This is a genomic window from Pedobacter sp. Leaf194 (assembly GCF_001423945.1).
In the GTDB taxonomy this organism is placed as follows: domain Bacteria; phylum Bacteroidota; class Bacteroidia; order Sphingobacteriales; family Sphingobacteriaceae; genus Pedobacter.
This window is the reverse complement of the sequence record NZ_LMPU01000010.1, coordinates 168465-182662: the sequence shown is the minus strand read 5'-3', so window position 1 is coordinate 182662 and position 14198 is coordinate 168465. Positions and strand designations below refer to the sequence as shown.

Annotated in this window: 15 protein-coding genes; 10 read left to right on the top strand and 5 right to left on the bottom strand. The window is 39.3% G+C overall.

Annotated features, from left to right (window positions below):
• Positions 1-202: 202 nt before the first annotated feature.
• Complete coding sequence (locus ASG14_RS15370) at positions 203-1096, top strand: DUF4349 domain-containing protein (RefSeq protein ID WP_082491634.1); 894 nt, start codon at positions 203-205, stop codon at positions 1094-1096.
• Between the two features lie 59 nt (positions 1097-1155).
• Here the strand turns inward: ASG14_RS15370 and ruvC are convergent, their stop codons facing one another.
• Positions 1156-1743 carry a crossover junction endodeoxyribonuclease RuvC gene (ruvC, locus tag ASG14_RS15365; protein WP_056872084.1) on the bottom strand — a complete coding sequence of 196 codons (588 nt, stop codon included), beginning with the start codon at positions 1741-1743 and terminating at the stop codon, positions 1156-1158.
• Between the two features lie 43 nt (positions 1744-1786).
• Here ruvC and ASG14_RS15360 point away from each other — a divergent pair, with 43 nt between their 5' ends.
• Genes ASG14_RS15360 through ASG14_RS15350 form a run of 3 tightly spaced genes read left to right on the top strand, consistent with a single transcriptional unit; the run spans position 1787 to position 5017 of the window.
• Positions 1787-2764 (top strand): lysylphosphatidylglycerol synthase domain-containing protein, encoded by a 978-nt coding sequence (locus ASG14_RS15360; protein ID WP_056871954.1) that lies wholly within the window; start codon positions 1787-1789, stop codon positions 2762-2764.
• Positions 2742-3878, top strand: a complete 1137-nt coding sequence (locus ASG14_RS15355; protein WP_082491632.1) for a glycosyltransferase — start codon at positions 2742-2744, stop codon at positions 3876-3878. Before ASG14_RS15360 ends, ASG14_RS15355 begins: the two co-directional genes overlap by 23 nt.
• Positions 3878-5017: an ABC transporter permease gene (locus ASG14_RS15350; protein WP_056871953.1), complete on the top strand. Its 1140-nt coding sequence runs from the start codon at positions 3878-3880 to the stop codon at positions 5015-5017. The genes ASG14_RS15355 and ASG14_RS15350 overlap by 1 nt, the downstream gene beginning before the upstream one ends.
• On the opposite strand, the gene ASG14_RS15345 is transcribed toward ASG14_RS15350, so the two are convergent.
• On the bottom strand, positions 5018-5596 hold the full coding sequence (locus tag ASG14_RS15345) for an isoprenylcysteine carboxylmethyltransferase family protein (RefSeq protein WP_056871952.1): 579 nt from the start codon (positions 5594-5596) through the stop codon (positions 5018-5020).
• A 3-nt stretch (positions 5597-5599) separates the two neighbouring features.
• Positions 5600-5947: a TfoX/Sxy family protein gene (locus tag ASG14_RS15340; protein ID WP_056871951.1), complete on the bottom strand. Its 348-nt coding sequence runs from the start codon at positions 5945-5947 to the stop codon at positions 5600-5602.
• A 78-nt stretch (positions 5948-6025) separates the two neighbouring features.
• On the opposite strand from ASG14_RS15340, the gene ASG14_RS15335 reads away from it, so the two are divergent.
• The 4 genes from ASG14_RS15335 to ASG14_RS15320 all read left to right on the top strand — a co-directional run bounded on the left by ASG14_RS15335 (position 6026) and on the right by ASG14_RS15320 (position 9859).
• Positions 6026-6634 (top strand): ribonuclease HII, encoded by a 609-nt coding sequence (locus ASG14_RS15335; protein ID WP_056871950.1) that lies wholly within the window; start codon positions 6026-6028, stop codon positions 6632-6634.
• A 21-nt stretch (positions 6635-6655) separates the two neighbouring features.
• On the top strand, positions 6656-7858 hold the full coding sequence (locus tag ASG14_RS15330) for a glycosyltransferase (RefSeq protein WP_056871949.1): 1203 nt from the start codon (positions 6656-6658) through the stop codon (positions 7856-7858).
• Between the two features lie 110 nt (positions 7859-7968).
• Complete coding sequence (gene gcvT / locus ASG14_RS15325) at positions 7969-9048, top strand: glycine cleavage system aminomethyltransferase GcvT (protein ID WP_056871948.1); 1080 nt, start codon at positions 7969-7971, stop codon at positions 9046-9048.
• Between the two features lie 82 nt (positions 9049-9130).
• Entirely contained in the window at positions 9131-9859 is a 729-nt protein-coding gene (locus tag ASG14_RS15320) for a 2-phosphosulfolactate phosphatase (RefSeq protein WP_056871947.1), read from the top strand.
• Positions 9860-9873: 14 nt separating this feature from the next.
• On the opposite strand, the gene ASG14_RS15315 is transcribed toward ASG14_RS15320, so the two are convergent.
• Both ASG14_RS15315 and gldB read right to left on the bottom strand, forming a co-directional pair.
• The gene (locus ASG14_RS15315) at positions 9874-10644 is read right to left on the bottom strand and encodes a patatin-like phospholipase family protein (protein WP_056871946.1); all 771 of its coding nucleotides are present in this window, start codon (positions 10642-10644) and stop codon (positions 9874-9876) included.
• Positions 10645-10731: 87 nt separating this feature from the next.
• Positions 10732-11766, bottom strand: coding sequence for a gliding motility lipoprotein GldB (gene gldB, locus ASG14_RS15310; RefSeq protein WP_056871945.1), 1035 nt, complete (start codon positions 11764-11766; stop codon positions 10732-10734).
• 27 nt (positions 11767-11793) lie between these two features.
• Here gldB and ASG14_RS15305 point away from each other — a divergent pair, with 27 nt between their 5' ends.
• Together ASG14_RS15305 and ASG14_RS15300 are read left to right on the top strand one after the other, a co-directional pair.
• The gene (locus ASG14_RS15305) at positions 11794-12468 is read left to right on the top strand and encodes a porin family protein (RefSeq protein WP_056871944.1); all 675 of its coding nucleotides are present in this window, start codon (positions 11794-11796) and stop codon (positions 12466-12468) included.
• A gap of 38 nt (positions 12469-12506) precedes the next feature.
• A complete protein-coding gene (locus ASG14_RS15300; protein ID WP_056871943.1) occupies positions 12507-14147 on the top strand; it encodes an NAD+ synthase in 1641 nt (546 codons plus the stop codon).
• Positions 14148-14198: the final 51 nt, after the last annotated feature.

Here is a 14198-nt window from a genome sequence, read left to right as displayed (position 1 = left end):
CTTTTTTGTTTTCTGCTCAATCGTTTATGGAAAACAATGCCTAATCACATCTAAATACAAACGCTTATACGGTTGGGTTACCTTAACGTATTTTCTGTATAAAGGGGAAATAAGACGTGGTAAACAAACCGTAACCGTCTAACTTCTAATGGCCATTTGAAGCAATATTTTAAAATGATGAATTTTTTAGAACCACAAAATCATGAAAAGGAATATTATTGCTATCGCCATAATCGCAGGCCTGTTTGGCTGCCAGAATGCTAAAACAAATAACGAAAGTGACAATGCTGCCGAAGCTCAGGAGATTGCACTATCGCCTGCTGCAGACACCGCTGCAACAACGAAGATCATAAAGACAGCCGATATGCGCTTCCGCGTAAAAGATGTTCAAAACACAAAAGAGCAGCTTAGTACAGCGATAAAAGCGCAGGGCGGAAGTGTTACCGAATTTTCCATCCAGAGTTCTGTTCTTGAAACAGACAAAATTAAGCAATCTGCTGATTCCCTTAAGGAAATTACATCGTACCGTACAGACGGATATCTGGTGGCAAAAGTGCCTTCGGAAAACCTCGATGATTTTACCAACACCATCGCAAAGATGGCGGTGTTTGTAGATAATCAATCAATGAAAATGGACGACCAAAGTCTTGCTTACCTTGCCAATAAAATGAAGGCGCAAAATAGGGTTGCAGCCTCCACACAAATTGGCGACATTTCAAGAAAAAAGGCTTCAAATATCCAGACGTCGTTAACTTTGAAAGATGATTATGTAGACCGAAAGCTTGATAACATGAGTATTGATTCGAGGGTGAAATACAGCACAATTACACTTAGTTTTTACCAGGACAACACAATAAAATCGATGGTAGTTGCGAACGACAGGTTAAAAGATTACCGTCCCGCTTTTGCGAACAGGTTTTGGCTGAGCATTGTAAATGGCTGGACAATTTTTGTGGAAATAATTCTCGCCCTTGCCAACCTCTGGATGGTCATTCTTGTGGGCGCCACAGCATTCTTTACCATAAGGTATTTTTTAAGGAAGAACAAATTGGCGATGGAACTGGCCACAAGAAAATTAGTGGATCATCATCAGTAGGCTCAAAGCCGAATTAAAGATTTGCACTTAATTGCCGCCTGGTATTTCGCCGGCGGCAATTATTTCTTAGCCTTTACAGCCAATCCCTTTACTTTAGTTTTGTTATCGCTCACAAAAGATTCCCAGCCCGAATAGGTTTTTGATTTTCCACCGGATGTTATTTTTTGGAAAGAATGGCAAACAGCTACCGCTAACCCATCGGTTGCATCTAAAAACTCAGGCGTTTCCTTAAAGTTTAGTAATCGCTGTAACATGGCAGCTACTTGTTCTTTAGTGGCATTTCCGTTGCCCGTAATAGATTGTTTAATCTTACGCGGCGAATATTCTGTAACAGAAATGCTTCGCGAAAGCGCAGCGGCAATTGCAATACCCTGGGCCCGGCCCAATTTCAAAAGCACCTGAATGTTCTTTCCGTAAAAAGGCGCCTCAATGGCTAAAACATCTGGTTTATATTGGTCTATGAGCACAACTGTTTTCTCGAAAATGCGCTGAAGCTTTAAAAAAGGATCATCAAGATGTGTCATTTTTACAACGCCTAAACTGATGAGTTCTGTTTTATTTCCCTTCTCTAAAATTACGCCATAGCCCATCACCGCAGTACCGGGGTCTATGCCCATAATTATCCGTTCCTTTTTTTCGTTCAACATTACAGCAATATTAAGCATATTTGCAAACTAAAAAAGATAAAACTTGACGGCTGGTAACAAAAAAATATTTTCGTTAATAATCAAAGCAGTAATTGTTGTATTCGCTTTTTGGTTTGTTTACCATAAAATTGTTGCCAATAAAAATCTACAAAATTTCGAATCACTTTTAACTGGTTTGCCAACAGCCGAAATTGTAAGCGTTATTGGTATCGTCTTTTTGCTCATGTTTGTAAACTGGTTTCTGGAAGCTGCAAAGTGGAAGCATTTGATGAGTCATATAGAAAGGATAAGCTTTTATCGTGCGGTGGAGTCTGTTTTTTGTGGTTTAACGCTGGCAATTTTTACTCCAAACCGTCTTGGTGAATATGGCGGCCGGGTTTTTTTTCTATCGCCGAAAAGAAGAATTGTAGGTGTAGTAGCTATGGCCGTTGGTAACATTGGCCAGCTGGTTTTAACCAATATTTTTGGTGCCATTGCTTTGAGTGCATTTATTTATCGCTTCATCGATTTAGATTATCGTCTCTTTTTTGCCATCCAGATTCTCGTTGTCGTTTTTTGCCTGTTTTTTATCGTCTTCTATTTTAACATCCAATGGCTCAATGGCATCTTGCTATCATTCAAATTTACCCGTAAATACAAGAAGTTCTACAGCATTTTGGGCCGATACAGAAAGGCCGAATTATTCAGCATTTTATTGTTTTGCCTTGCCCGTTACGTTGTTTTCAGTTCGCAATATTTTATACTTTTCATTTGGTTAATACCTGGCTTGCATTATGCGGATATCATTATGATGATTAGCATTTTGTTCTTCGTGCAGTCGACATTGCCTTCGCTTGATTTGTTCGATGTTGGTATAAGAAGCGTTACTTCCTCATACTTTTTCAGCTACATAACCCAGCACGATGTTGCTGTTATCGCATGCACAGCAAGTATTTGGCTTATAAATATTATTATTCCTGCTATATTAGGCACATATTTCGTTTTTAAACTCAACTTTTTTGGAAATTCTAAAACTAACTAGCCTTTTATCTGCCGCGTTGACCATCGTTTACGGTTTTTTAGTATTCACTTTTATTAAAGGCTGGTCTAAACTGCCTTATTTTATCTTTAACAATAAAGCTCCGAAAACAAAAGTCTCCATTATTGTTGCTGCCCGGGATGAGGAACTGAACATTGCCAAAACCATCGATGATTTAATCGCTCAAAAATACCCACGGGCCTTAACGGAAATCATCATCATTGATGACCATTCGACCGATAGAACTGCGGAAATAGTTTTAAGTTACCAGGCAACTAACGTTAGGCTTATAAAATTAAATGAAGACAGAGCGCTAAATTCTTATAAAAAAAAGGCTATACAAACTGCTATCGGAACCTGTACAGGCGATCTGATAATTACCACCGACGCAGATTGCCGGATGGGTGAAAACTGGCTTACTACTGTTGTTGCCTTATACGAAGAGAAGGATTTCAAAATGATCTCATCACCCGTGGCCTACTTTCAGGAGCGAACATTATTTGAACGATTGCAGTCGTTAGAATTTTTATACCTGATTGGTTTGGGCGCTTCAACGATTGGAAATAAATCGCCCTCTACCTGTAACGGTGCTAATCTTGCGTATGAAAAAAATATTTTTTATGAAGTTGGCGGTTTCCAGGGGATAGACGATCTCGCTTCCGGAGATGATGAATTACTGCTGCATAAAATCGCCGCAAAATACCCCGATAAAATAGGGTTTTTGAAAAACAGAGATGCAATCGTTTACACGCACGCAAAAGAAAACTTAAGTTCTTTCATCCAGCAACGTAAACGCTGGGCATCAAAAAGCACGCGTTACAAAAACAAAGCAATTATTGTTCTCGGCGTTTTTGTGTGGGTTTTTAACATAAGTATTCTGGCAAATTTTGTAACAGGATTATTTTTTGAAGGCTATTTGGCGATTACATTTTATCAGTTGTTAGTTAAAATGATTTTAGAAAGCTTATTTTTATGGAACGTTACGGGCTTTGCAAAGAGACGAAGCCTTTTAGTTTTAATCCCTGTTTTAAATGTTTTGCATATTCTTTACATCATATACATCGGCATTGCCGGCAACAGCGGAAAATACAATTGGAAAGGGAGAATGGTTAGGTAATGGATAATAGTCCGTCGAAAAAAGTATGGTTAAAATTTAGGCGCAACAAGCTTGCACTAAGTGGTCTTATTTTTATTCTTTTATTGATGTTGATGGGGGTTTTAGGCTACCTAATTATGCCAGACGATTCTCCAAATGCCAACAATCAAAAGGTACAGATTGCGAAAGAGAAACCCGGCGCCAAATTTACTTTTATGATTGTTGAACGCTATGAGCATATCGGGAGCGCAGGCATCTTCGAACGGATGCTTAACGGACAGAAGCCCAATTTCAAAAGTATCCCGATAACATCATACAGAATTGTGGGAAATAGTGTTTTTGCAACGGAATTTATTGGCGAAGAAAAGGCAACAGAAACCAGGTACGACTTAAAAGAGTTGTGCAGGCCTTGCACAATATCATCTAATACGCAAACACGCGAAGCGCTTTTTAAAAATAACAATATCTATCAAAAAACTTTCCTTCTCGGAACCGACATCTACGGCCGTGATTTATTAAGCCGACTTATTTTAGGCATTAGAGTATCGCTTTCGGTGGGTTTAATTGCGGTACTAATTTCATTATTTATCGGCGTAAGTTTGGGCGCTATTGCGGGCTATTTCGGCGGTAGGGTTGATGCTGCGATTAGCTGGTTTATGAACGTGGTTTGGTCGCTGCCCTCTTTATTACTTGTTATTGCCATTTCATTTGCTTTAGGAAAAGGTTTCTGGCAAATATTCATTGCTGTCGGATTATCCACCTGGGTAGATGTGGCCCGGTTGGTGCGTGGACAGGTTATGGCCTTAAAAGAGGTAGAATTTGTCGAGGCCGCGAGAGCTTTGGGATACAGCACTTCGAGAACAATAATTAAACATATTTTACCAAATATCGCCGGACCAATTTTGGTTGTAGCGTCAGCGAATTTTGCGTCAGCAATTTTGCTGGAAACAGGCTTAAGTTTTTTAGGTTTCGGAGCGCAACCACCTATGCCAAGCTGGGGTAGCATGATAAAAGAACATTTCGGGTACATCATCATGGATGCTGCCTACCTGGCTGTTTTGCCCGGATTGGCAATTATGTTAACTGTTTATGCATTTAATGTTTTGGCTATCGGTTTAAGGGATGCTTTCGATGTAAAGGGGCAGAATGTTACGGTTTAGCTAATAGATAAACGGAATTAAACGCTTCGTCCGCTCCATATATTTTAAATAATCGTCTCCAAACTCGCCCTGCAAAGCATTTTCTTCAACAGAAATTCTGTAAATAAAGGCTGTAAAAATCGGCACACAAATTATTATTAAACTTAACCAGTTCGAAAACGTAATTGCAAGTCCTAAAAATGCAAGCAAAACACCGGTATAAGATGGATGACGGACAATTGAATACAGTCCATCTTGTTTTAAGTCTTGATTTCTTGCTATCTGCACATCAACTGTAAATGCCTTTCCTAATTGTTGTATCGCAATAAAACGCAAAATAAACCCTGTAATTGCCACGAGCATCCCAGTGTAACGGAGGTATGGTTGTAAGTTAAAAATTTCGAAACTCGTAAACTGCGATGAAAAACCACCTAGAAACATACTTACACAAATGGTTACCCATAAAATAGTCAGGCTGTTTTTGTCTGCTCCATTACTTTTCCTTTCGGCTTTATTTCGCAGTTTGTAATTTCGATGGATTTCTGTTAGCAGAAACAGCAAGCCAAAAATAATTTGGAAATATCTTGTTACTATTTGCATCTTCTATTTTTTAATTTTCTTTTTAGCGGCTTTAGCGAAAGGATTAAATGCCAAAGCGAGGTTTAGCCAGTAATCTAACTCTTTATTTTGGTTAACAACGTCTTCCGAAACCAAAATATAGCCATTCATTTGCTTAGTACCCATTTTCATTTGTTCCCAACCATCTTTATCATTCAATAAATTAAGGCATTCGGGGTCAACCCTCAGCATAATCTTATCTTTCATAACGCCGATACACATTTTGCCAGCAACCATAAAAACCAATCCGCTGAACATGATTTTTTCTTCAACATCTGGTAGATCTATTAGTTTTTCGGCAATTCGATTGGCCAGTTGGCTGTTAAAAGGCATGGTTAATTGTTTAAAACTAATTTACTTAATCCGCATCCGTTTACCAAAATTTAGCCGTTTATAATTAAATTTGCATCGATGTTGTTAAACTGTTATCAGGAAGATTTTTTAGAAGCTGGCTGTGATGAAGCTGGACGAGGCTGCCTGGCCGGCCCTGTTTTTGCCGCTGCGGTAATTTTGCCAAAAGGTTTTTTTCTAGAGGGCTTAAATGATTCCAAGCAGTTATCGCATGAGCAAAGAGATTTACTGCGGCCGGTAATTGAAAGGGAAGCATTGGCCTGGGCGGTTGCGTCATGTGATCACGAAGAAATAGATGAAATAAACATCCTCAATGCGTCATTCCTTGCCATGCATAGGGCAATTGAGAAACTTCACACCCAACCTCAATATCTTGTTATTGATGGCAATCGTTTCAAAGCTTATCCTCAAATTCCACACAGTTGCATTATTAAGGGTGATGGGAAATACTTAAATATTGCTGCGGCTTCGATATTAGCGAAAACACATCGCGATGAGTACATGGCAAACCTTCACAACGATTATCCACATTATAACTGGCAGCAAAATAAAGGTTACCCAACTATTGCACACCGCAAAGCGGTAATAGAAATTGGCTTGTCGCCCTTTCACAGAAAAACTTTTAATGTTACCGATCCGCAGCTCGAATTGTTTTCGAAAGCAGTCTAAATTTTGTATTTTCACAACATTGTGAAAATTCTGTTAATTACTAAGCGGATTCCCTTCCCGCCAAATAGTGGTTACCCGATTGTGGTTTACAACACCATGAAAGGCTTGCTGCAACTTGGCGCAGACATCACTTTGTTCAGTTTAAACCCTGTAAATGCCCGCCTTGATTTGGAGGAAATCTCTGATCCGGTGTTTGAAAAAGTGAAAACCTTTACTGAAGATATTGATACTGAAGTTAACATGTGGTCCGCATTTTTCAATATTTTCACCAACGAATCTTACAACGTTTCCAGATACTATACAGAAGATGCGGCCAGGCAGTTGGAAAATATTTTGCGTGAGCGCACTTTTGACATTATTCAGTTTGAAGGGCTTTTTGTTGTGCCATATATAGATGTGGTTAAGGCAAATAGTAATGCGAAGTTAATTTACAGGGCCCATAACATCGAGTTTACCATGTGGGAACGACGCTCTTACTCGGAACGTTTCCTTATCAGAAGAAAATATTTGGCCTTTTTGGCCCAACGCTTAAAGGCTTACGAAACTGAACAAATCAATCGCTTTCATCATATTTTTGCAATCAGCGAGCCAGATAGGCAGAGCATAATAAAGTTCGGCTGTGAAATTCCGATGAGCGTTTTTCCGGTGGCGATTGACATATCGAAATACAAGGTTGATAAAAGTAAAACAAGCTTTCCAACCTTATTTCATTTGGGCGCTATGGATTGGCGGCCAAACCAGGAGGGATTGGAGTGGTTTCTTGACGATATATGGCCGGATATCGAGAAGCTAAACAAGGATTTACGTTTTTACATCGCCGGTAAAAACATGCAAAAACATTTTTTTGAATACGATTCTGATAATTTAATTGTTGAAGGAGAGGTTTTTGATGCTGTTGAATTCATGAATTCTAAGGCGATTATGATTGTTCCCTTGATTTCAGGAACTGGTATGCGGGTGAAAATTATTGAGGGAATGGCCATGCAAAAATGTATCATTGCAACAACTACAGCCGCAGAAGGCATTAATTGCAGGCATGGTTACGATATTTTAATTGCAGATTCTGCTGATGAATTTTACCGTTCCATCCTTCAATGTATAATTAACCCGAAGCGCTGGATGGAAATTGGCGAAAATGCCAGGAAAACCGTCGAAAATGATCACGGTGTTAATTTAATATCCTCGAAGATGTTAAATATTTATAATGAATTGATAAAAGTATAGTCTTCCAAACCGGGCTTAAAATACAATAAGCCAAATTATCTGCCAAAATTTCGCAGTTCTTACATATTCAGCCTTTTTCTTAGTAGTTTTGCCCGCAAGAATTAGATTGTATGAAAAACACCGCATTAACAGAAAAACACATCGCTTTAGGCGCCAAAATGGTTCCATTTGCAGGCTATAATATGCCCGTAACTTACGAAGGTATAAATGCCGAACACGCAACTGTTCGCAATGGAGTTGGTGTTTTTGACGTTAGTCATATGGGTGAATTTATTTTAAAGGGCGAAAATGCGCTTGATCTAATTCAACGCGTTACCAGCAACGATGCCTCGAAGCTTTATGATGGAAAGGTTCAGTATTCTTGCCTTCCAAATAAAGATGGCGGCATTGTGGATGACCTCTTAGTTTATCGCATCGATGAGAAAAGCTACATGCTGGTTGTAAATGCATCGAACATTGATAAGGATTGGAACTGGATTACACAATTTAATGATAAAGGCGTTGAGATGCACAACATCTCTGACAGAACTTCTTTACTGGCTATTCAGGGCCCAAAAGCGGCCGATGCGTTGCAAACCTTAACTGATGTTGACTTAGCGTCGATGGAATATTACACCTTCGTTAAAGGTACCTTTGCCGGAGTTGATAATGTGGTAATTTCTGCGACTGGTTATACCGGCGCCGGCGGGTTTGAAATTTACTTCGACAATGAACATGCTGATAAAATTTGGGATGCGATTTTTGAAGCCGGAAAACCTTTCAACATAAAACCGATTGGTTTGGGTGCCCGCGATACTTTACGTTTAGAAATGGGTTTCTGCTTATATGGAAATGATATCGATGATAGCACTTCGCCAATTGAAGCCGGATTGGGATGGATTACAAAGTTTTCGAAGCCATTTACAAACTCAGAAAACCTATTGGCGGAAAAGGAAGCTGGTATTCAAAAAAAACTTGTTGGTTTTGAAATGATTGACAGAGGTATTCCACGCCACGATTACGAAATTGCTGATGCGGAAGGAAGCATAATCGGCAAAGTTACATCGGGTACACAGGCACCATCCTTGCAGAAAGCGATAGGAATGGGCTATGTTGCAAAAGAATTTTCTAAAGAAGGCACGGAAATTTTCATCAATATCCGTAATACGCCAATAAAAGCTAAAGTAGTTAAGTTTCCTTTTTACAAATAATAATGTTAATGCTTTGGCTTTTAGCTTCTTTAGTATAACTAATGCTTTTTGCTTTTGAGTTTTAACCGTTAACCGTTTCCTCGTGTCAAAAAAAATAGAAGTTTGTTTAACCCCGGCGCTGATTGATTTATACGATATTGAAGAAAGTATTGTTGTTGTAATAGATATTTTAAGGGCAACTTCATCAATAACGTATGGTATAGATAATGGCGCAGAAGCGATAATACCTGTTGCTAATGTAGAAGATTGCCTCAACTACGCAGATAAAGGTTATTTACTTGCCGCAGAAAGGAATGGTGAAGTTGTTGCCGGATATGATTTTGGTAACTCCCCGTTCTCTTATACCAAAGAGAAAGTAAACGGAAAAACTGTTGTGTTAACCACAACCAATGGTACCAAGGCTTTACATTTAGCCAATAAAAGAGCATTCCAGGTTGTAATCGGTTCTTTTTTAAATCTTGATTCGCTTTGCGATTACCTTTCCCTGCAGAACAAAAATGTTTTGCTTTTGTGTGCCGGCTGGAAAGATCAGTTTAATTTGGAAGATACCTTGTTTGCCGGAGCTGTTGTAAATAAGCTGCGTAAAAACTTCGAACATTTCGATGATTCCAGCGTGGCTGCTGAAGATTTGTATGCCATTGCAAAAAGCGATTTGCGACAGTATTTGCATAAATCTTCACACAGTCATCGTTTGGCACAGCTAAACATTGAAGAAGACGTAGTTTTCTGCCTTCAATTAAATGTCTGTACGGCAATTCCGGTTTTAGAGGGTGAACGATTGGTTGCACTTAAATCATGGCTTTATCTCTAGCCTGATAAAAAGCCTTACCTGGTTATCAACTCTGAAATCGTAGGGTTATTTCTTATGGTGAGCAGCGCTTCCTCGTGTGCCAGCCAGTAAATATCTTCGGCCCGTTTCATATCAAAGGTACTTATGGCGCCTAAGCCTTTCGGCTCAATCATTACGTCGCAAAATTTTGCTTTCCGTTCCATATCATGATTGATCGACATAATCCCGGCACGACCCATCAGGTTGGTTATTCCTGTTATTTTATCAACAGGTTTTAAGTGGTTGCAAGATGAACCAATTATAAAATCGCATTCTTTCATCAAAGGCTCTACCGGGAAATTATTCAGAATTCCGCCATCAACATACATTTGGCCATCAATCATTATAGGTTTAAAAATACCAGGTATGCAACTAGACGCGTGAATAGCACGAATTAACGGTCCTTTTGTAAAATAAACCAATCTGCCTTCGCTAAAATTAACCGCCGCAATGGTGAGGGGAATCTTTAATTTCTCAATCGTATTTTCTGGAAAGTACTCCTTTAAAATCACGGAAGTGTTTTCGATATTAATTAACCCCAGCGAACCAACTGCAGGGCGGACAAAACGCCAAAGTTTTGTTTTCAAAAAGATGCTTAAACCTTCCTCCGGGTCGATACCTGCCGCAAAAAAAGCGCCTGCTATTGCACCTGCGCTCGTACCACTGATGTGACTAAACGTAATGCCTAAATTGCTGAATGCCTTTAAAACGCCCAGGTGTGCAATTCCTCTTATTCCTCCTCCAGATAATACAATGCCAACTTTCATGTGTAAAGGTTGATTACTTTATTCCAAAATTCCTCAATTAATAGTTCTTTTTACCGATAATTTACAATCGGAAGCTGGCAGTTAAAATTACTTTCTTTTAGGCTTGTATTTAGATTCGTTCAAAATTTTTTGGGCGTCATTATCCGCCATCAGGTGCTGCAGTGTTACTTTTGGGTTTTCTTTCATGTATTTTCTCACAATCTGCCAGCCTGTCCAAACGCCAAGCTTCGGTGCAGATTCCCGGTTATCACCAAGGCCAGGTGTAAATGGACCATCAGAAAGGTAAACCTGTATTTTCTGGTAATCTGTTTCATAAAGATTGTTGTTTTCAAGAAAATAAGCCCAAATATCGGGTTCGAAATTTTGCGCCCAGCCTAATTGATCTGTTGTGTATCCAATTTTCGTAGAATCTGCAACATTTTCGGGCAATACCTGGTCCAGAAAATAAAGAATTTTTCCCTGAAAAATCATTTTAGACAGCAATGTGCGGTTTGCATCAGGCTCTGGAAAAAGTTCCTCATGTGCAAAAGTTTCTGCCACTCTCGGAACAATATTTTCTGGCGTAAAGCGCCTCGACATATACAGTGGAACACTTTCCACAATGCCGCGATAAAATTTGCTATCCTTACCCAAAAAAGTATCTAAACCAATGCCGAGATAGCCATCTCCGATAGGCGTTGGATAGGAAAACCCCGAAACAAACGTAATAAAACGAGGGATGGAAGCCTTCGGATAATAATATTTAATGTATTTAAAAGTTTCTGTTAAATCCCTTTCCTGCACTTTCAGGTTTGGGTAAATACTATCAACTTCCTTCATTAAATCATTGTAAGCCTGGTCTTTATATAAGGTGTTAATGATTTCATCATTTGTGTATTCTGGCGTTCCAACCATTTTGTGAATGTAATCATCGTAAAACACGCCATATTTTTTTGCAAGTAAATTGCTGGTTTGCTCAATGTTTTTACCTTTTCGGGCAAGCAGTTCGGTATCAAATCGTTCTATTTTAATGTCGACCTTAACATCACTTACGTCGGGTCTGCTGCTGCGTTTACAAGAAATAAATATCAATGCAAACAGAAAAATTAGATAGATTTGCTTGTGTTTTACGTTATACTTCATTTATAACAAATATAATAAGACATACCTATGAAAAAAATAACAGCAATTTTAATTTTCTCCTTTTTAGCCACGGCAGTTTTTGCGCAAAATTTCGCTGGTCAGGGTTTTGGATTTAGATTGGGTTTAACGGCTACACCAACGGTTGGTTGGATAAAGCCCGAGCAAGGTAAAACTGAAGGCCTTGGCTTAGGATTTTCTTATGGTTTGATGGGTGACTTTAATTTTGCGCCCAACTATAGTTTTTCTACCGCCTTAACCATTACTACAATTAACGGCAAAAGTACCGAGCTAAATGTAATGCCTTATCATTCTTTGAGCGGTACAGGAACACCAGTTGCTTACGATTTGAGATATAAATTACAGTACATTGAGTTGCCGTTAACCATAAAACTTAAAACCCTCAAAAATGATGGCAGGCGTTGGTATGGGCAGTTTGGATTATCCAACGGATTTAACATTAGCGCAAAACAAAATGCTTCCAGAAATGGTTCTCAAGTAGGTGACAACCAAAATATTTCAGACTGGACAAGGTTCTACCGGGCCGGACTAATCATCGGTGGTGGGGGCGAATTTGACATTTCAGGCAATACGAGTATCCTCGCGGGCATCACGTTTAACAATGGTTTTACCAATATCGTAAAAGACTCTTCGAGGGATACCAAAAATCATTACCTGGCACTCAATTTCGGCTTGTTTTTTTAGTCGGATAATCTGGTACCTTAACTTATACAAACGCAATAATGAAAATAGCGCTGGCACAACTCAACTATCATATTGGTAATTTCGAAGCCAATACAAAGAAGATAATTAACAACATCCAATTGGCTAAAAGCAAAGGTGCCGAACTTGTCGTTTTTGCCGAACTTGCGGTATGTGGCTATCCGCCCCGCGATTTTTTAGAGTTTGATGAGTTTATTTCGCTCTGCGAACTTGCAGCCCTGGAGATTGCGAAGAACTGTAAAGGCATCGCCTGTATTATCGGTTTGCCTGTTAAAAACGATATTTTACAAGGCAAGGATTTGTTTAATGCAGCATATTTTATCGAAGATGGCGAGGTTAAGGCGATAACAAAGAAAGCGCTGCTGCCCACCTATGATGTGTTTGATGAATACCGGTATTTCGAACCTTCTACAACATTCAGTTGCATAGATTTCAAAGGGAAAAAAATTGCTTTAACCATTTGCGAAGACCTTTGGAACATCAATGATAATCCATTATATGTTTCAAACCCGATGGATGTTTTGATTAAGGAACAGCCGGATTTAATGATAAATATTGCAGCGTCGCCTTTTTCTTATACGCATGATGATGAACGGATAAAAGTGCTTTCTGATAATGCAAAAAAGTATAACCTGCCTGTTTTTTATGTAAACCAAATAGGTGCGCAAACGGAAATAATTTTTGATGGTGGCAGCCTGGTTTTTGATGCAGAGGGAGCTTTGAAAGCTGAAATGAAATATTTCGAGGAAGACTTGCAGGTTTTCGACCTGACAGAGGTAGAGAATGTTAAAAATAAATATCCGCAAGCCGAGCGATTAACCGATATCGAACAAATTCACGATGCTTTAATTCTCGGCATTCGTGATTATTTCCAGAAATCTGGATTTACTAAAGCCGTTCTTGGCTTGTCTGGAGGAATAGATTCTGCCGTTGTTTGCGCTCTTGCCTGCAGCGCTTTAGGCGCAGAAAACGTTATGGCAGTTTTAATGCCCTCTAAGTTTTCGTCTGACCACTCCATTCAGGATGCTTTGGATTTAGTGAAAAACATAGGCTGTATGCATGAAATTGTTCCCATCAAGGACGCCGCTGAGGCTTTCGACAGTATGCTTGCTCCGGCTTTTAAAGGCATTCCGTTTAACCTTACCGAAGAAAACATCCAAGCCAGAATACGCGGTACAGTTGTTATGGCAATGAGCAATAAGTTTGGATACATTTTACTTAACACATCAAACAAAAGCGAGTGTGCAGTTGGTTACGGTACGCTCTACGGCGATATGTGTGGCGCAATTGGCGTAATCGGCGACGTTTACAAAACGCAGGTTTTTGCGCTGGCGAAATACATCAATAAAGAACGCGAAATTATTCCGGTCAATACAATTGTAAAGCCGCCATCTGCTGAGCTAAGGCCAGACCAGAAAGATTCTGATTCGCTACCGGAATACGACGTTTTGGACAAAATATTATATGAGCATATTGAATTAAAACAAGGCTCTGCCGCTTTAACGGCAAAAGGTTTCGACGAAACTTTAGTGAAAAGAATTTTGAAGATGGTAAATATTGCCGAATTTAAACGCTATCAAACACCGCCTATTTTAAGGGTTTCGCCAAAAGCTTTCGGCATGGGTAGAAGAATGCCTATTGTTGGGAAGTATATGACATAAATCATTAAACGCGTTCGGACTGCTGCTATCTATTTAACTTTAAGTATTTTA